The organism is Arthrobacter sp. OAP107 (assembly GCF_040546765.1).
Taxonomy (GTDB): Bacteria; Actinomycetota; Actinomycetes; order Actinomycetales; family Micrococcaceae; genus Arthrobacter.
Window position 1 is genome coordinate 4,636,405 of record NZ_JBEPOK010000001.1, and the last position, 16,854, is coordinate 4,653,258.

The following is a 16,854-nucleotide window of genomic DNA, read 5'->3' on the forward strand; positions in this document are numbered from 1 at the left end:
TGCCCACGCAAACCGGGCCCTGTTGCCTGTCTCACTTTGTGACGCAGCCCGCGGTGAGATCTTTGCGGCGGTGCTACCTTCATAGGGTGAAAGGGGTCGTGCCGGTGCAGTCAGTAGTGCACCATTGGCGGCAGCTGCACAGTCTGGCCCCCGCCAACAACGACCACCTCTCGGCATGGCGCGTGGCCATCAGCGTGGCCGTCCCCTCCCTTGTCCTGCTCCTCCTCGGCCGCCCCGACCTCACCATCTACGCCGTGTTCGGTGCGCTGACCGGCATGTACGGCCGTTCCGAGCCGCACCAGCTCCGGCTCAAGCACCAGCTCCAGGCGGCACTCGTCCTGCTGTCGGGGGTGACAGTGGGCGTGGTCCTGTCGGTCAACCATCTGCATTCGTGGTGGCTCGTTGGCATCGAAGCCCTGCTGGCCGGTGTGGGGTCCGTCTATTCGGACAAGGTGCACCTCCGGCCCAACGGCCCCTTCTTCGGAATCCTCGCCCTGGGAGCCTGCGCATCCGTTCCCGCGGCCGTGCCCTGGTATGTGGCGCTGCTCATTGCCGCCGGGTCCGCAGCATTCTCCCTGCTCGTGGGATTCGGCGGGTGGGTCCGCGGCCGGACGTGGCAGCGCGGCGCGGCCCGGCCCTCCGCCCGGCTGCGGGGAGCCATGCGCCGGAGGGCAGCCCTGCACGCTTCCCGTTACGTGCTGGCCGTCGGCGCCGCCGGCACTATCGGCGTCCTGACAGGAAGCGGCCACCCGCACTGGGCAATGGCGGCCGCGGCAGTCCCGCTCGCGGGCGCGGACCTCCCCAGCAGCGTCCACCGTGGCATTCACAGGATCATGGGGACGTTCCTCGGACTGGTCATTGTCGCCGTCGTACTTCTGCCGGGGCCATGGGCTCCGCTGCACTTTTTCCCTGGAGCGGAGGCCGCCGTCCTGGCGCTGCTGGTGATCGCCTTCCAGTTCGGCACCGAGCTGTTCATGACCCGGCACTACGGTCTGGCGATGGTCTGGTTCACTCCGGTGATCCTGCTGATGACCCAGCTGGCATCGCCGGCCGACCCGCAGGTGCTCATCGTCGAACGCGCCGTCGAAACGGTGGTGGGGGCAGGCACCGGAATCCTCGTGGTGGTGCTTATCCGCTCGCGGCGGAACCGACGCCCGGTTCCTGCGGCCGGCGCGGCGGCCCGGCCGTAAACCTGTCCGGCACCACGCGGACCACGGCTGCCAGCACCTTGTAGCGCTTGGTCGGGATGGAAACAGCCTTCCCGCGCTCATTGTCCGCCAGTGCTTCGCGGACCACCCGGCCCGGCCGCAGCCACGTCCAGCCGGGTGCCACGGACTTGTCCATCCCCATCCGGTCGTGGAACTCGGTATGGACAAATCCGGGGCAGACGGCGGTCACCTTCACGCCGCGGGGCGAGTAGGCAAGGTTCGCCCAGCGGCTGAAGCTGAGAAGCCAAGCCTTCGCCGCCGAGTAGGAACCGCGGGGAAGGAAAGCCGCCACGCTGGCCACGTTGATGATCCGGCCGGAGCCGCGGGCGAGCATGCCCTGGAGGGCGGCGTGGCTGAGCTCCATGGCCGTCTGCACGTGCAGCTTCAGGTGCTTCTTCTCATCCTCGATCGGGTTCTCGTCGAAGTCGTGCAGCAGCCCGATGCCGGCGTTGTTCACCAGCACGTCCACCGGCCGTGAGGGGTCGGAAAGGCGTCCGACGACGGCGGCCACGCCGCCGTCGTCGGTCAGGTCCGCGGTCAGCACCTCAGCCGTGGTTCCGTACCGCCGCTGCAGCTCGTCGGCCGTAGCGTGCAGCCGTGCCGTGTCGCGCGCCACGAGCACGAGGTTGTTCCCCTTTTCGGCGAGCTGGCGGGCGAATTCGGCGCCCAGTCCCGCGGTGGCGCCGGTGACGAGGGCTGTGGGTCTGGCGGTGTTGGGCGTCATGGCAACAGCCTAAGCCCGCAGCACCGATGAATCGGTGCTGCTTGATGGCGGAGTTCAGGCGAATTTGGCCAGCGGATTCGTCAGCCTTCCCGCCTTCTGCAGGCCGCCGGAGGGGTCGGCCAGGTCCAGCATCTGCTGGTTGTTGCGCAGCTGCAGCCGGTTCAGGCAGGACAGCTCGAAGTCCGGGGCGAACAGATCATGCCGCGCGAACTGGTCCGCGAGTTCCGGGTGCTCCGCCTGGTAGCCGCGGATCGCTTCCGCCGCCGTACGCCAAAACCCGTCGCCGCCGAGCACGCCGTCTTCCTCCAGGAGGGCAGCCAGGAAGCGGAAGATGCAGTCGAAGACGTGGGTGAAGATGGACAGGACCTTGTCGCCGTCGGGAACGTCCACCTTGATCCGGGACACCGCATCGGGCAGGTCGATCCGGTCCCCCATCACCACGATCTCCTCGGCGATGTCCTTCATGACGGCCCGGACCGGCACGCCGTTCTCGAGGACCAGGATCACGTTCTCGCCGTGGGGCATGAACGCCAGCTCGTAGCGGTAGAGGCAGTGCACCAGCGGCACGAGATACGCCTCGAAGTACTGCCGCAGCCAGGCGCCCGGCTCCAGCCCGGACTGCTCGATCAGTGCGGACACCATGGGTTTGCCCGCGGCGTCGACGTGCAGGAGCGAGGCCATGGTGGCCAGCTGCTGGCCGTTCTTGAGCAGCGGCAGCGGGCTCTCCCGCCACAGCGCGGAGAGCATCTTGCGGTACGGCGAGTCTTTCGCGGCGGCTGCCTCGTAGTAGCCGTTGTGGTAGCCGATGGCCGCCACTTCCCTGATCATGCCGAGTCCGCGGCCCTGCAGTGCCTCGTCACCGGCGATCAGGTTCTGGAGCCAGTCATTGATAGCCGGCGTCGCCTTCATGTACTGCGGCGACAGCCCGCGCATGAAGCCCATGTTGAGGACGGACATGGCCGTCTTAACGTAGGTCTTTTGCGGCGCTGTTGTGTTGAAGAACGTGCGGATGGACTGCTGGGCCTGGTAGCAGTCGGCCCCGATCCCGAGGTGGACGATGTGCCGCTGGGCGATTTCGGCCGCGAACGTGACCGTCAGCTTGTTCTCCCACTGCCACGGATGCACCGGCATGAGGAAGTACTGGTCAGGGTCCAGGCCAAGTGCACCGAGCTCGGCGTCGAGGGAGGCCAGGGCGCCTGCCCCCAGTTCGGCTTCCAGGTGGGCGGTGTACTCCAGCCCCTCGCTGGAGGTGAAGACCGCCCTGCTGCGGTGCACCGCGATCCATTCCAGCTGCACCGGGGCACCTGCCTCCGGGGCGAAGGCCCGGTAGTCGCCGATGCCGAAACCCAGCCGCCCGTTGTTGGCCACGAAGCACGGGTGGCCCTCGGTCATACTGCGTTCAATGGCCTGGAAGTCCATAGCCGTGTCCGCTCCCCCGGTCACACCGGCGGCCAGTTCGGCCGACGACGGCTGGACCCTCCACTGCTTGAACGCATGGCTGGAGAGCGTGCTGCTGATCTCCTCGAGGTAAACGGGGAGCATTTCCTGGCGGATGCCCAGCGTTTTGGAGAATTCTGTGATGAAGTTCAGGGCGTCCAGCGGGGCGTCCTGCCCGTCGCGGCTGCAGGTGATGGAGGCGGCATCGACGGACCAGTGGTCCAGCTGCAGGACCCGGGCGGAGAAGCGGTATTCAGCGGTGCCGTCATCGCTCCGGACCCGGTACCCGCCGTCGCTGTTCCCCGCACTGCCACCGATCGGTTCCGGGACGAGGATCCGCTCGTGGGAGAACTCGGCGAGCGCCTTGCGGACCAGGTGCCGGTTGGCTGCGGCCCAGCGTTCCGGCGTCAGGTGGGGAGCCGCATTGCCGGAAGTTACGGCAGATTCAGATTCAAGGGTGGTCACAGTGATGCTCCCTGGGGTGATTGGCGTTTCGGGGCTGAAGAACGGGCGGCGCGGAACGACTCGCGGGTGCAGAAGCTCAGGAGGGCCTGCTTGTCCGGGAGGGTCACCTCGCCGGCAGGCTCAAAGCCCAGCCGCGCATTCAGGACGTGGATCTTGGTGTTGCGGGCGTCGGGCTCCACCACCACGCGCTCCACGCCGGGCTTTTGAAAGAGCCGGTCCAGCACCGACTCCATGACGTCGGCAGTGAACCCCGGACGCGGAATTCCCGTCGGCGGAGCCACCAGCAGGTGCATGCCGATATCGCCCGGCTGGACCGCGTAGACGCTGTTGAGCGGCGACGGCGCCGGCAGGTACTCCTCCATCAGGAAGGCCGGAACGCCGCCGTCGATCCCGAGCAGCGCGTGGTGGTGTCCGCTGGACTGGATCGTGGAATACTCCTCCACGACGTCCTCGACGGATGCGTTCAGCATCCCCCAGAACGAGGCGTAGGGGCGGGTGAACCAGCTGTGCAGGAGCGGCGCGTCGGCTTGGGGATCGAGGCACCGGAACGTGAAACTCATGCGGGCACCTCCATGTTCGCCGATGCTCCCGCGGCACGGCGATACCCGCCGGCGCAACCGCCGCAGGCACTGCAGCGGGCGCGCCGAACTCCTGGAAGGCGATGCTGCGCTCCACCGGATAGACCTCGCAGCCCAGGATCTCCCGCAGGATGCACGAGTTCCGGTAGGCTGCCATGCCGAGGTCCGGCGAGACGAAGCCGTGGGTGTGGAGTTCGGCGTTCTGCACGAAGATTTCGCCGGGTTCGACGCCGGTGCTGTAGTTGCGCTGCACCGCGAACCTTCCCGCGCTGTCCCTGGCAATGCGGCCCTGCACACCGGCCAGGAACGCCGGCTCGCGGTAGGCATACCCGGTGGCCAGGACAACCGCTTCGGTGTCCAGCGGGAAGTCCGCGCCCTGCTCCCCGTGGGACAGCTGCAGGGTGTGCGAGCCGGTGGAGGCGTTCCAGCCGGCACCGGTCACGGTGGAATGCGTCAGCAGCCGGGTGTCCACCATGCCGGAGAGGCTCTTGGTGTACAGGAGGTCATAGATCGCGTCGATGAGCTCGGAGCTGATGCCCTTGTAGAGGTTCTTCTGGTTCTTGATGAGTGAGTCGCGGCGGTCCTGCGGAAGCCCGTGGAAATAGTCAACGTACTCCGGCGAGGTCATCTCCAGGGTGAGCTTGGTGTACTCCAGCGGGAAGAACCTGCCCGCGCGGGTCACCCAGTTGAGCCGGTACCCGTACACGTCGATGTCCTGAAGCAGCTCGTAGTAGATCTCCGCCGCGCTCTGTCCGCTGCCAACGATCGTGATGCTCCGCCGCTGCTGGAGTTCGCTCTTCCGTGCCAAGTAGTCCGCGTTGTGGAGGACCGTTCCCCCGGCCGCCAGAATCCCGCGGCATGCCGCAGGGACGTACGGCGAGGTTCCCGTGCCCAGCACCAGCCGGCGCGCACGAAGCACCTCCGGCCCGGCCGGGCCGTCCACCGAAAGCGTGTACACGCCGTCGTCGTACCTCACGTTGGTGACGTCCGTGCCAAACCGGACGGACGGCAGCTGGCCGGCCACCCACTGGCAGTACTGGTTGTACTCGGCCCGCAGCGGGTAGAAGTTTTCGCGGATGTAGAAGCGGTAGAGCCGCCCGGTCTGCTTGAGGAAGTTCAGGAACGAATAGGGGGATGTCGGATCAGCCAGGGTCACCAGATCGGCCATGAACGGTACCTGCAGGTGGGCGGGCTCGAGCATCATGCCGGGGTGCCAGTCGAAGGAATCGCGGCGCTCGAGGAACACGCCGTTCAGGCCTTCGACCGGTTCGCTCAGCGCGGCGAGACCAAGGTTGAAAGGCCCGACGCCGATGCCGGCGAAGTCGTAAACGCGGCCGTCGTTTGAGGTACTCATTGATGCGGCGTTGGACTGTGGGTTGCTCATGCGCGCGCCTCCGTCTTTGCCCCGGGGCCGGCAGCCGGAAGATCTGCGGCCAGCAGACGTTCGCCTGAGCTTCGAAGCAGGGCGATGATCTCGCCGATGTCCTCGAGGGTGGCCTCGGCGTTGAGGAGCGTGAACTTCAGGTAGTGCCGCCGGGCGATCTTCGTACCCGCCACGACGGCCTGGCCCGACGCGAACACGGCCGAGCGGATGGCCGGGTTCAGCTGGTCGGCCGCGTCCTCGGACAGCCGTGTCCCATCTGCCAGGAGCGGCCGGTACCGGAAAACCAGCGTGCTCAGCTGGGGCTCGGCTGCGAGTTCGAAGTCGTCGTCTGCCGCGAGCACAGAACCCACGCGGTCAGCCAGGTCGATTGCCTCGTCGAGCAGCGCCCCCACGGCATCGGCGCCCATGATCCGCAGGGTCAGCCAGAGCTTGAGGGCGTCGAAGCGGCGGGTGGTCTGGATGCTCTTGTCCACCTGATTGGGGATCTCGGCGCGGGCCGCAGTTTCCGGGTTCAGGTAGTCGGCGTAGTAGGTGACGTGCCGGAGCATCGCACCCTCGCGCACCAGCAGCGCACTGGAACTGACGGGCTGGAAGAAGGTCTTGTGGAAGTCGACCGTGACGGAGTCCGCAAGCCGGATGCCCTCCAGGAGATGGCGGTGGCGGTTGGAGACCATGAGCCCGCCGCCATAGGCGGCATCAACGTGGAACCATGCATCGTAGGCTCCGGCGAGGGCGGCCAGTTCGGCCAGCGGGTCCACGGCGCCGAAGTCAGTGGTCCCGGCGGTACCCACAACCGCCATGGGAATCAGGCCCTCACTGTGGGCCGCGGCCAGCGCGCTGGCCAGCGCGGCCGGATCCATCCGGTGGTCCGCCGCACAGGCAACGGAGACGACCGCGTCGAACCCCAGCCCCAGCACGGAGGCCGACTTGTGGATGCTGAAGTGGCTGTCCGCCGAGGTGAAGATTCGCAGCTTCTCAAGCAGCAGCGGCAGACGCAGCCCCGCATTCGCCGGATCCTGCCGCTGCCTGGCCACCGCTTGGTTCCGGGCGACGAGCAGCGCCTGCAGGTTGGACTGGCTGCCCCCGGACGTGAACACGCCGTCGGCTTTGTCTCCCAGCCCGAGCCGCTCCGCCGTCCAGTCGATGAGGCGGCGTTCAATCATGGTGGCGCCTGCGCTCTGGTCCCACGTGTCCATCGACGAGTTCACGGCCGAGAGCACCGCCTCCCCCACGAGGGCGGGAATGACCACCGGACAATTCAGGTGGGCCGCGTACTTTGCGTCATGGAAATACACGGCGTCGCGCAGGTAGGTGTGCTGCAGTTCCTCCAGTGCCGCCGCCGTGTCCGGCAACGGCCGCTCCAGGTCCACTGCCTCGATGCGGCGCTTCATCTCGGCCGGGCCGACCCCCGTGAATGGCTGCGAGGTGCGCTCGAGTTTGGTGGCCACGGCGTTGACACCCTGCAGCACCTGGGCGACGTAGCGCGGGGCGTTCCGGGAATTGAACAGCTGGTTGCTGGCGGCAAGGGCGAGTTCCACACCGGACCCGAAGTCCAGGCCGGAGGGGTCTTGGTAGGAGGGGCTTTGGTCACACGGCTTTTGGGCAGGCAGGCCCGTTCCGGCATCGAAGTCCACGAGTGGTTCGTCCACGTCGGGCAGCAGCGTCATAAGTCATCCTTTTGTCGGCGTGAAGCGCCCACCAGCAGTGAGCGAGAAGCAAGGTAAGCCTTACTTAGGTCCCCCTTTTAGTCAAACTTTTGTGATGTATTTGTAAAATCCGCACAAAATCAGGGTTTCTGCCGTTAATCCGGGGTCATTGACTTTCGAAGGGCTGCGGGAATCCACATAATGCCTGCCCGGGGACAGCGTGAGATGGCCGGAGTAGAGTTTCAGGCACGAGGCGTCGACCGCAGCAGGAAGCAGGGGGACATGTCCGGCAGTGAACATGATCCGATAGATTTTCGGGAAGTGGATGCCCAGGGAAATCCGACCGGATACGGGCCGGCCACAGGGCAGACCGGCCTGGGACAGCGGCAAGCAGGCACGGGCTACTTCGGGCAGCGGAGACTGGCCGCGAACCCCTTCATCGTTGCGCTGTGGGTGCTTGAGGCGATCTTGCTGGTGTCGCCGTTCGGCGTCTTCACCATTGCGCAGGAATCACTGAACTCCGTCACCGAGCCGCAGGTCATGCCCGTGAGCTACATGTGGATCACGTTCGCGCCGCAGATCCTGTTCGCCGGCCTCGCCGGACTTCTGGGACTCCTTTTCTGGCATGCAGCGCAATGGCAACGGAACCGCGCAAAGCAGCCCCCGCCGTCGTAAGCCCCACCCAGCGCGAACGGACATTCAAGCCCCCGCACCCGGACATTCACACTTACCCGGCGGAGACCTCGTTTGCCACGGGATCGTCCGGGGCAATGCCGGCCGCGCGGGACGGGGCCGGCCGACCACGACGGAGCCGGAGTTCCTCGGTGACTTTGACGTACCAGAAGCGGGCGCCGAAAGCAGGGCTGGGCGTGTCCAGATGTAGGTACAGCCCGTCGGCCAGCCGGGCCAACTCCCGATCCGGCAACGCCGCGAGGGTTGCAGCAGGATCCACGGCGCCGTTCAGGCATCCATCCAGGTGGCGGCGCAGTTCGTCGTCAGTCATGGCACCGGCCTCGACCCCCGTGATCTCGCCAGACATGGACGCATCGCCCGTGGCCGCGTCCGTCAGAGCCCCGTCAGTCATCGCCCCACCCCGCCGGGACCGGACAGGTGGGCTCACGGAAGTCCGGAATGATGTGCCGGGGATAGGCAATCCGCACCGGCATGCGCAGTTTTTGATTCACAGAGATCCCTAAAAAGAGAGTCCAAGGGCCAACTGCATAGCCGTGACCGATCGTACGGAAATGTCCCCGCGGTCACAAGTATCGGGGACTCACAGGCATGGCGCGGACAGGTATCGCGAGGACAGGGCGGCACGGGAGCCGGCGCGGCGCTGGATTAACGCCGTTAGGTGCCGAGAAGCTTCGGCGCGGCCGCCTCAGGCCAGTCGATGCACTGCGTGTACACCTCGTGCTTACGCAGGTAGCGGGCGGTAAACGGGCAATGCGGAATGATCCGCTTGCCCGACGCCACCACATCATCGAGGGCGAAGTGGATAAGAACCTTGGCCAGGCCATGGCCCTGGAACTGCTCGGCCGTCTCCGTGTGGATGAAATCCACGTGCCCAGGCTTGTCCTCGAACCTGACTTCCACCGCCAGCTTCCCGCCGACGTGCAATTCGTAGCGGTGGAGCGCATCGTTCCGGAACGTGGTGACGTCCGGGGTGAAATGGTCCTCGGTGGCTGCCGTGTTCTCCGTCATGGTTCGACATTGGCACTTAATGGCTGTGCTGGCAATGGTCGGGTGCCGCGGGCGGGAACGCGCCCCAGCAGCAAAACGGCCATCGCAAAGCAGGCGGCGCCGCCGCCCAGCAGTCCAAGCGTCAGGCCGTTGACGGCGGCGTCAGCCACCGGGACAAAAACGACGACGACGGCGGTCACCACGGCGGCCGGTGCCCGGCCGCGTGAGTGCATGGCCGGCGTCGGCCGTTCCTCAAGCCGTCCGAACAGAAGAACGGCAGGCAGCAGGAGGAGGACCACGCCGAGGAAGACGAGCGGACGCGACCACCACCATTCGGCGGTGCCCGAAGCCGGTTTGGGAAAGTTCGTCAGCAGGAGCAGGCCGGTCATGGCCGCAAGCAGGGGCAGGTGCCAAAGGTAGACCGTCATGGCGTGGCGTCCGGCAACGGCCACCACCGCACTGATCCAGCGCACGGCGGCGAGTGCCTTCAGCAACGGCCTGGCGAGCTGCAGTACCGCCGCCTGCGAGACGCCCAGCAGGACCAGGCTGAGGTTCGGCGGATTAAGGTTCACCAGCATGTTGTCCCGGTACAGGCCCAGCATCACGAAGACGAGCATCAGCAGGTTGCTGGCGGCGATCAGCCCCACCAGCTGCGACCTGCTCCATCGCTCCAGCCAGCCGTCCGCCAGGAAAAACCCAAGCTGCTGCACGGAGCACCAGACGAACACCATGTTGATGTAGGCGAGCGTCGGGAAAGCGCCGCGGAAGCAGTCCACTGTCACCACGAGGGCCACCAGCCCCAGGAGCGTCAGCCACGGGGCACGCCGGTGGAGCCCCACCAGCGGCGGGATGTTCAGCTGGGCTGCCAGGTATGCCGCGAGGAACCAGAGCGGCATCCCGGCCCCGCTGGCCAGCAGCTGCACCACCTGCGGATCCACACCGGCCAGCAGCGCGCCCCACAGGCCGACGAACATGACCGCCAGCAGGGCCGCTGCCGGGCGGACGAGGCGCAGTAGCCGGGACTGGACGAACTCAAAGCCGGTGCCGCCGCGGGCCTGCATACGTCGCCAGGACTGCGCCCCGGTGATGCCCCCTGCCACGAAGAACAGCGGCATCACCATGAAGACCCAGATGACCGGCTCGAACCAGTCCTGCTCGGCCAGCGTGTTTTCGGTGGTGACTGTTCCGTCAGGATGCAGTACCGGGCTGGTCATCATGCAGTGGCCCACCACCACAAGGGCGAGGCAAACGAAGCGCGCGAGATCGATGGCCAGGTCGCGGGCGCTGGCGGCAATACCCGGTCCCGCCGCCGGCTCCGTGGAATTCTTCATGGCGCCCCCACCACTGGAAGTCCCTTACGTCGTTGTAGTTTCCATTGTGCGCCAACTTGCCCCGCAAGGAGCGGCAACCACATGGAGCCGCCCGGAGTTTTTGTCCAGCTGTTGGCCGCGGAAGGCGTTGATCTTGCCGCCCTCGAAGTCGCCATATGTGGACATAAACTGCCCCTCAGCGACTGAGGATCGCCAACGTGCTGGTGCCAAAGTCCTTCGCGGCGCCGCCCCACCCGGCCAGGAGCCCCTGCAGGTTCTCGCCGTCTGCCCGATGCGCGGGAAGCTGTTCTTCGAGCGTGGCCAGGACGCCGGTGCGGAGCTCGGTATTGAAGTTAACCTTGCCCACGTTCATGGCAGGAGCCTTGGCCAGCTCGTCGGCCGGAATGCCGGACGCACCATGGAGCACCAGCGGGATGTGTGTCCGCACGGCGATGTCCTGCAGGACATCCCAGCGCAGCCGCGGCTCGCCCTTGTACTTTCCGTGGACGTTGCCCACGGCCACCGCGAGCAGTTTCGCCCCCGTCCGGCCCACGAAGTCTTCCACCTGGGCGGAGTCGGTGAGCCCGGCAACCTCATTGCCGGCGTCGTCCCCTTCGGTGCCGAAGGCCCTGTCCTCGTCGCCGGCCAGGCCGCCGAGTTCGGCCTCCAGGACCACGCCGGAATGGCCCTGGGCCTCCAGTGCGGTGCGCGCCGCACTCACCAGGGCGATGTTCTCTTCATAGGGCAGCGCCGAACCGTCCGCCAGGACGGAGTCCGCACCGGCAGTGACCGCGGCGCTGATGATCTCAAGATCGGACGCGTGGTCGAGCTGCACGGCCACGGGCACGGACGCGGCGTCGGCCAGGCCCCGGAGCGCGGAGATCAGCCGGAGTCCGTTGGCTGTGGCGGCGGTCTTGGGCGCCACCAGCAGGATGACGCCGCGCTTGGCCTCCTCGGCGGCGCTCACCACCGCAAGCGCCGTCGTGAAGTCGTAGCAAGTGAACGCCGGCACGGCCGAGCCCCGTTTGAGGGCGGTCGCCACCAGCTCATCAAGCCGCGCCCGCATCAGCCTTCCCCGGCGGTGCGCTTGGTGGGGGCGACCACCTTGATGACGGCAGAGTCGTCGGCGGCGGCCAGCCCGTGGGCCTGGCCCAGCAGGTACAGCTGCTCGGCGGCGGCGGCAACGGGGGTCGCCAGGCCGGCATTACGCGTGGCCTTGCCCACGATGCCCATGTCCTTGACGAAGATGTCCAGGCGGCTGAGCACCTCGGCGCCCTCTTCGGTGTAGGCCTGCAGAATCCGCGGTCCCCGGTTGGACAGCATGAAGGAGCCCGCGGCGCCGGCCTCGAGGGCGGCCAGGGTCTTGGCCTGGTCCAGGCCCAGCGCGTCGGCCAGTGCCATGGCCTCGGCCGCTGCCGCGATGTGGATGCCGCACAGCAGCTGGTTGACGGTCTTCAGCGCCTGCCCGTCGCCGGGTTTGTCGCCGACAACCGTCAGCGTGGAGGCGAGCAGTTCCAAGACCGGACGCGCAGATTCCAGCGCCTTGGGTTCGGCTCCGACGACGATCAGCAGGTCGCCCTCGCCGGCACGCTTCGGCCCGCCGGACAGCGGGGCGTCGACGAGTCCGACGCCGAATTCGGCCAGGCGTGCGACGGTGGACGGAATGGCTTCCGTGCCCACGGTGCTGGTCAGGATGACGACGGCGCCCGGCTTCAGCACCGAGGCCACACCGTTCCCGCTGAACAGGACGTCGTCGAGCTGTTCACTGTTGCGCACGGCGAGCAGCAGGGCGTCCGTGTCCTGGGCGGCGTCCCGGGCGGAAGCGAAGGTCTTTACGCCGGCTTCTTCGGCGAGGCGCAGGCGCGGTTCGGCGATGTCGAACCCGTGGACGGCCAACTGGCTCGCGAGGCGGGTGGCCATGGGCAGCCCCATGGCGCCCAGTCCGAGGACGGTGACTGTGTAATTCGAGGTCATGGTGTTCTCCAGTGAAAGTGGCCAGGGCCCACGCGTACCGGGTTGGCCGTGGGCCCACGCCGGCGAGGTCCCCCGGCCCGAGCTTGCGAGGGCAGGGAGCAGGTGGGGCCTTGCGAGGTTAGGGGGTACGTAGGGATGTGTTGCTGAGCTTGCTGGTCACCTGGGCGAGCGACTCGTCATCACCGACGTTGCCGGCGAAAACGATGTACGGGATCCCCTTGGCCGGGCCGTCAACCGGCTCCCACAGGCTCACGATGCCCGGCAGCATGGGCCCGCGGACGATCGCATGCCGGATCTCCAGTCCGTGTGCGGCAACGTCGGAGGACGTGATGCCGCCCTTGGCGATGACGAACCGTGGCGGGAAGGTCTTGAGCGTCCGGTTCACTACGGCGACGACGGCGGCAGACACCGTGCGTGCGATCCGCAGGCTTTCTGCCGGGTCAGCGGTCTTGATCAGCAGGCGGCTGGTGTGGACAATGACGTCACCGCTGCGCAGCGCCGCCACCACGGCGCCGACGGTCCGGTCCAGGTAGGCCGGTGCACCCTCGTCCAGCAGCTCTTCGACGTCGATCTCCACAATGCGCGCACTGCTGTGTCGGTCGGTGAGCACCTTAAGCTGCCGGGTGGTCACGCCCACGTGGGAGCCGACAACGATCAGGCCGCCGGTTTCGGACGGCGTGTTGCCCGCGTAGGCTTCCTCGCCGCTGAGCTCGGGCCGGATGTCCTGGCCGATCCGGGCCCGCATGAACGGCGGGCCCACCCGGTAAAGCAGCCTCTTGCCGCGGCGTTCGGCCTCCTCCAGCCCCAGCGCCAAGGCGCGCATGTCGTTTTCGGTGACGATGTCCACCACGATGGGCGTGGACTGTGTGGCCGGCTCGATGGCGTCCGCGATGGCCTTGGCCGATACCTCGGCCTGGCCGGTGGCGGAGCCGGCCCGGATGATGTTCAGGTCCAGCACGATCACGGAGTCTGCGGCGAACCGCCCCTGCGACTTCTCCTCCACGTACTTGGCCATCTCGGAATTGACGAAGCCAAAGGTAGCGTCTTTCGCAAATTCCGTCTCGGCAACGGGGGTCAGCTGGCCGGCCTCCGGGCCACGGGTGTAGTGGACACCGCCAATGGTGATACGGCCGGCGTCGGGAAATGCCGGAACCATTACGACCCCGTCGGTGGCCTCTCCGCTTTCAGCTGCCACCGTGGCGGCAATGACATCCGGCTCCAGTGGGAAGTGTCCGCGCAGGGTCGAGTCGCTGCGGCTCACAAATCCAAGGTTTATCTCGCCCTCGCCGTCGCGGGCAGCAGCCAGGGCGTTGCGAACCACCTCTTCGTTGCGGGCGGCTGCTTCTTCGGGGTCCAGGCTGCGGGTGTTCGTCAGCACGTAGACGGCAGGCTTACCCTGATGGAGAGCCCACTGGAAGTCCTCGACTTCCCAGCGGGTGAGCACAGGGAGATCCGCAACCGACTGCGTTCCGGTGGGGTCGTCGTCGAGCACCACGAGGACGCGCGGAGACGTGGCGGCGGTGGCTGCAACAGCGTCTGCGACCTGCCGGGCAGGGATCTGGAGCTCGGCGGGAAAGGCGGCCAGAACGTCGGATTCGAGGGGCACTGTGCACTCCGTTGTGTCGAAAACTGTCTTGCGGATTATTTGTCAGATGTCAGACATCTTGCGTCTGGTGTTAGTGTGGCATAACGCACAGGACGTGCGCAAGTACACTTTTGCAGACATCAGGGCTGTATGGCCGCACATGCTGAACGGAAGAAATGGCACGCAAATCATTGGTGGGCGTCGTCGCCGACGAACTCCTTGACCGCATCATCTCCGGCGAGTTTCCGCCTGGCAGCAGCGTGCCGGGAGAACTGGAACTCAGCGCACGGCACGACGTCAGCCGCATGACAGTGCGGGAGGCAATGAAGACGCTTGAGGCGCAGCGCATCCTCAGCGTGGAACGCGGCCGCGGCACGTTCGTGAACCCGCTGAACCGCTGGTCGTCCCTCGAGGCAGTGCTCCGGGCCGCCTCCGAGGGTCAGAACGGGCCGGCCGCCGCGGTCCAGCTGATCGAGCTGCGCCGGATGCTGGAAACTGGTGCCTGCGAGCTGGCGGCCCAGCGCATCACCGACGCCGAGCTCGAGGGCCTTCGGGACTGCGTGGCGGACATGCGGAAGGCGCACCAGGGCAACGACGTGGCGAGCTTTGTTGCCGCCGACCTTGCATTCCACGACCAGATTCTGCACGCATCCGAGAACGTCTTCGTGGCAGTCCTCTTCGAACCGCTGCACCGCGTCCTCGAAAGGGGGCGGACGGAAACCTCGAAGGTGCCTGATATCCAGGAGCACGCGATCGGTCACCACCAGAACATTTTCGAGGCCCTGGCCGCCCGCGATCCGCAGCGGGCACGCAACGCCATGGACGCCCACATGCAGCAGACCCTCGACGACCTCAGAAGCTACGTGCTGGAAGCCTAGTCCCCGGGCGCCCCGTCCGATACTCTGCAGGAACGGCCCGCAGCCGGGTATCGATGGCGATCACGAGGAGCGAAGATGTCTAATAACACCTACAGCATTTCTGAAATTGTCGGGACCTCGACCGAAGGCGTCGATGCGGCCGTCCGCAACGGCATTTCCGACGCCGCAAAAACCCTGCGCAACCTGGACTGGTTCGAAGTCAAGGAGATCCGTGGCCACCTCAAGGACGGCAAAGTTGCGGACTGGCAGGTCACCCTCAAGCTCGGATTCCGCCTGGAGCGGGACTAGATTTCGCCGCGCCGCGGCGGAACTGACCGCGCGGCAGCGGATTAAGTAGGGCGGCGCCGCCTGCTGTCAGCCGGCGCCGCCTTCGTGCTTAATCCTGGCCGGTAGCACTCCGGCGCCACACAGTGGGAATCCCGCGGAACGCAGGAAACACCTGTCCTTCAAAGAAAGCATGTGCCTCGTCCGGCGAGTCTGCGGGGGCCCACATTCCCGACGCCGGGCAGTGGGTTCCGGTAGGAGCGGACGGTGTGTGGCGTTCCCGAAGCAGTGCGATGCGTTTCATCGTTGAAGGTCATCCTTGGGTCGGAGGGCTGGGAGAAGTTCTCCTCCTAGGCTAGGAAACGCGCCAGACCCACCCAATGGGCGAATGGATAGAATCCAACCCTCCGGCTGGGCATCAGCACAGCCCGCCCTAAGAGCGGCGTCAGTCGTTACCGCGCGGGCGGCCGCTGAGGGTCCTCGAGCGCAGGTTCGTCAGGCTCGCCGTCCGGACCCGTGGGAGGTCCCGGGTTGTCCTGGTGGGGAACTGCGGGTGCCTCCTGGGGCGGGTCCTGGTTGGGGTCGAAGGGGAATCCCCCGGGCGTGCCGTCCTTGGGCTGGTCCGCAGGGTTCTGCTCCGTAGGGTTCTGCTCAGCCGGGCTTTGCTCCGTCGGGTTCTGCTCCGTCGGGTTCTGCTCCGGATCGGCGGGCGTTTCGCTCATGGTCTGGATCCTTAGCTGTTGGAAGGGCCAGGTTGTCCTGCCAGGCCACTCCAAGGATTACCAGCGCCGTCATCGTTAGTCCAGAGCACCCGGTGGGTCCAGAGCATCAGTCAGTCCAGAGCATCAGTCAGCCCAGAGCACCAGGCACGTCGGCGGCCGTCCTTGGTTAGGCCGAGCGTACCGCCGCCGGTTCACCAAGGGCTCTCAGTTCACAAGTTCGGTGCTGGAGTGGCCGCGGGTCCACTCTCGGTGGCTTTGCTCCAGTTCCACGACGTCCCGGCCAAACGAGGCCACCAGCGCGATGAGTGCCAGGACAACGGCGGCCATCCCGATTCCGCCGGGAACCCCGGGTGTTACTGCCAGCAGCAAGGCGAAGGGCTGGAAGGCGCCGATGACCTTCCGCAGCTTCTTAACAGGCAGCATTCGTTTCAGCTCAGGCCGGAACCAGCCGACGGTGACGAACGCGTACCACATCAGCCCGATGGCCAGCACCCAGGGGCCGACGATGGGCACAGCTGCACACGACAGCACGAGCACCAGGGCTGCATCGGTCTGGACATCCAGCCGGCCTCCCGCCGGGCTCACGCAGGCAAACCGCCGCGCAACTGCCCCGTCCACCGCGTCAAGAATAAATGCTGCCGCACCCACCGCGACCACCGGTATGCCGGGCCCAACCCCGCCGAACAGCGCCGGGACCGTCGCCGCCGCGCAACATGCCACCAGCACAGCGCGAAGCAGGGTAACACGGTCCGCAGCCGTGGTCAGCAGGGGCTTGCGGTTGAGGATGGAGGCCGCGGCATTTCCCACCACCGCCAGGCCGGCAGCTATGGCGGAAAGGAAGTATGTTGCGCCAGCACCTGCAGCGGTCAGGATCCAACTCCCGGACGCGAGGAAGGCAGCCATGGCGACGACTACGTCCACCAGAGCGCGCCTACCGAGCAAGACCTGCATGTGCCTCCTTGCGCTCATCGTAACAACAGGCGGCCCATAAGCATTCCC

General features: G+C 66.7%; 16 protein-coding genes and 1 pseudogene. 4 read left to right on the plus strand and 13 right to left on the minus strand.

Annotated elements, in window-relative coordinates; all coding sequences use genetic code 11:
• Positions 1-104: 104 nt before the first annotated feature.
• Positions 105-1,190 (plus strand): FUSC family protein, encoded by a 1,086-nt coding sequence (locus ABIE00_RS21315; protein ID WP_354262641.1) that lies wholly within the window; start codon positions 105-107, stop codon positions 1,188-1,190.
• Here ABIE00_RS21315 and ABIE00_RS21320 read toward each other — a convergent pair.
• The 5 genes and pseudogenes from ABIE00_RS21320 to ABIE00_RS21340 all read right to left on the minus strand — a co-directional run bounded on the left by ABIE00_RS21320 (position 1,129) and on the right by ABIE00_RS21340 (position 7,463).
• Positions 1,129-1,932, minus strand: a complete 804-nt coding sequence (locus tag ABIE00_RS21320) for an SDR family NAD(P)-dependent oxidoreductase (protein ID WP_354262642.1) — start codon at positions 1,930-1,932, stop codon at positions 1,129-1,131. The genes ABIE00_RS21315 and ABIE00_RS21320 overlap by 62 nt on opposite strands.
• A 54-nt stretch (positions 1,933-1,986) precedes the next feature.
• Complete coding sequence (locus ABIE00_RS21325) at positions 1,987-3,834, minus strand: IucA/IucC family protein (protein WP_354262644.1); 1,848 nt, start codon at positions 3,832-3,834, stop codon at positions 1,987-1,989.
• A complete protein-coding gene (locus ABIE00_RS21330) occupies positions 3,831-4,394 on the minus strand; it encodes a GNAT family N-acetyltransferase (RefSeq protein ID WP_354263473.1) in 564 nt (187 codons plus the stop codon). Before ABIE00_RS21330 ends, ABIE00_RS21325 begins: the two co-directional genes overlap by 4 nt.
• Before the next feature lie 55 nt (positions 4,395-4,449).
• A pseudogene (locus tag ABIE00_RS21335) lies at positions 4,450-5,766 on the minus strand (lysine N(6)-hydroxylase/L-ornithine N(5)-oxygenase family protein); the annotation flags it as partial.
• A 26-nt stretch (positions 5,767-5,792) separates the two neighbouring features.
• The gene (locus ABIE00_RS21340) at positions 5,793-7,463 is read right to left on the minus strand and encodes a pyridoxal phosphate-dependent decarboxylase family protein (RefSeq protein WP_354262645.1); all 1,671 of its coding nucleotides are present in this window, start codon (positions 7,461-7,463) and stop codon (positions 5,793-5,795) included.
• Between the two features lie 261 nt (positions 7,464-7,724).
• Here ABIE00_RS21340 and ABIE00_RS21345 point away from each other — a divergent pair, with 261 nt between their 5' ends.
• A complete protein-coding gene (locus tag ABIE00_RS21345; RefSeq protein WP_354262646.1) occupies positions 7,725-8,117 on the plus strand; it encodes a hypothetical protein in 393 nt (130 codons plus the stop codon).
• 52 nt (positions 8,118-8,169) lie between these two features.
• On the opposite strand, the gene ABIE00_RS21350 is transcribed toward ABIE00_RS21345, so the two are convergent.
• The 6 genes from ABIE00_RS21350 to ABIE00_RS21375 all read right to left on the minus strand — a co-directional run bounded on the left by ABIE00_RS21350 (position 8,170) and on the right by ABIE00_RS21375 (position 14,012).
• Positions 8,170-8,526: a hypothetical protein gene (locus tag ABIE00_RS21350; RefSeq protein WP_354262647.1), complete on the minus strand. Its 357-nt coding sequence runs from the start codon at positions 8,524-8,526 to the stop codon at positions 8,170-8,172.
• 263 nt (positions 8,527-8,789) lie between these two features.
• Positions 8,790-9,143, minus strand: coding sequence for a GNAT family N-acetyltransferase (locus tag ABIE00_RS21355; protein WP_331569455.1), 354 nt, complete (start codon positions 9,141-9,143; stop codon positions 8,790-8,792).
• Complete coding sequence (locus ABIE00_RS21360) at positions 9,140-10,453, minus strand: acyltransferase family protein (protein WP_354262648.1); 1,314 nt, start codon at positions 10,451-10,453, stop codon at positions 9,140-9,142. The genes ABIE00_RS21355 and ABIE00_RS21360 overlap by 4 nt, the downstream gene beginning before the upstream one ends.
• 175 nt (positions 10,454-10,628) lie before the next feature.
• Positions 10,629-11,498 (minus strand): class II fructose-bisphosphate aldolase, encoded by an 870-nt coding sequence (locus ABIE00_RS21365; protein WP_354262649.1) that lies wholly within the window; start codon positions 11,496-11,498, stop codon positions 10,629-10,631.
• The gene (locus ABIE00_RS21370; protein ID WP_354262650.1) at positions 11,498-12,406 is read right to left on the minus strand and encodes an NAD(P)-dependent oxidoreductase; all 909 of its coding nucleotides are present in this window, start codon (positions 12,404-12,406) and stop codon (positions 11,498-11,500) included. The genes ABIE00_RS21365 and ABIE00_RS21370 overlap by 1 nt, the downstream gene beginning before the upstream one ends.
• Before the next feature lie 118 nt (positions 12,407-12,524).
• On the minus strand, positions 12,525-14,012 hold the full coding sequence (locus ABIE00_RS21375) for a four-carbon acid sugar kinase family protein (protein WP_354262651.1): 1,488 nt from the start codon (positions 14,010-14,012) through the stop codon (positions 12,525-12,527).
• 155 nt (positions 14,013-14,167) lie between these two features.
• On the opposite strand from ABIE00_RS21375, the gene ABIE00_RS21380 reads away from it, so the two are divergent.
• Together ABIE00_RS21380 and ABIE00_RS21385 are read left to right on the plus strand one after the other, a co-directional pair.
• Complete coding sequence (locus tag ABIE00_RS21380; RefSeq protein ID WP_331569447.1) at positions 14,168-14,869, plus strand: FadR/GntR family transcriptional regulator; 702 nt, start codon at positions 14,168-14,170, stop codon at positions 14,867-14,869.
• Positions 14,870-14,944: 75 nt separating this feature from the next.
• Complete coding sequence (locus ABIE00_RS21385) at positions 14,945-15,157, plus strand: dodecin (protein WP_331569445.1); 213 nt, start codon at positions 14,945-14,947, stop codon at positions 15,155-15,157.
• A gap of 428 nt (positions 15,158-15,585) precedes the next feature.
• Here ABIE00_RS21385 and ABIE00_RS21390 read toward each other — a convergent pair whose 3' ends face one another.
• Positions 15,586-15,855, minus strand: a complete 270-nt coding sequence (locus ABIE00_RS21390) for a hypothetical protein (protein ID WP_354262653.1) — start codon at positions 15,853-15,855, stop codon at positions 15,586-15,588.
• A gap of 204 nt (positions 15,856-16,059) precedes the next feature.
• Positions 16,060-16,806 carry a CDP-alcohol phosphatidyltransferase family protein gene (locus ABIE00_RS21395; RefSeq protein WP_354262654.1) on the minus strand — a complete coding sequence of 249 codons (747 nt, stop codon included), beginning with the start codon at positions 16,804-16,806 and terminating at the stop codon, positions 16,060-16,062.
• Positions 16,807-16,854 lie beyond the last annotated feature (48 nt).

Bases quoted from the DNA above. Each gene is read 5' to 3' on its own strand.
- ABIE00_RS21360 (WP_354262648.1), bottom strand. From the start codon at position 10,453: ATGAAGAATTCCACGGAGCCGGCGGCGGGACCGGGTATTGCCGCCAGC.
- ABIE00_RS21370 (WP_354262650.1), bottom strand. From the start codon at position 12,406: ATGACCTCGAATTACACAGTCACCGTCCTCGGACTGGGCGCCATGGGG.
- ABIE00_RS21320 (WP_354262642.1), bottom strand. From the start codon at position 1,932: ATGACGCCCAACACCGCCAGACCCACAGCCCTCGTCACCGGCGCCACC.
- ABIE00_RS21380 (WP_331569447.1), top strand. From the start codon at position 14,168: ATGGCACGCAAATCATTGGTGGGCGTCGTCGCCGACGAACTCCTTGAC.
- ABIE00_RS21365 (WP_354262649.1), bottom strand. From the start codon at position 11,498: ATGCGGGCGCGGCTTGATGAGCTGGTGGCGACCGCCCTCAAACGGGGC.
- ABIE00_RS21350 (WP_354262647.1), bottom strand. From the start codon at position 8,526: ATGACTGACGGGGCTCTGACGGACGCGGCCACGGGCGATGCGTCCATG.
- ABIE00_RS21345 (WP_354262646.1), top strand. From the start codon at position 7,725: ATGTCCGGCAGTGAACATGATCCGATAGATTTTCGGGAAGTGGATGCC.
- ABIE00_RS21340 (WP_354262645.1), bottom strand. From the start codon at position 7,463: ATGACGCTGCTGCCCGACGTGGACGAACCACTCGTGGACTTCGATGCC.
- ABIE00_RS21395 (WP_354262654.1), bottom strand. From the start codon at position 16,806: ATGCAGGTCTTGCTCGGTAGGCGCGCTCTGGTGGACGTAGTCGTCGCC.
- ABIE00_RS21355 (WP_331569455.1), bottom strand. From the start codon at position 9,143: ATGACGGAGAACACGGCAGCCACCGAGGACCATTTCACCCCGGACGTC.
- ABIE00_RS21385 (WP_331569445.1), top strand. From the start codon at position 14,945: ATGTCTAATAACACCTACAGCATTTCTGAAATTGTCGGGACCTCGACC.
- ABIE00_RS21390 (WP_354262653.1), bottom strand. From the start codon at position 15,855: ATGAGCGAAACGCCCGCCGATCCGGAGCAGAACCCGACGGAGCAGAAC.
- ABIE00_RS21330 (WP_354263473.1), bottom strand. From the start codon at position 4,394: ATGAGTTTCACGTTCCGGTGCCTCGATCCCCAAGCCGACGCGCCGCTC.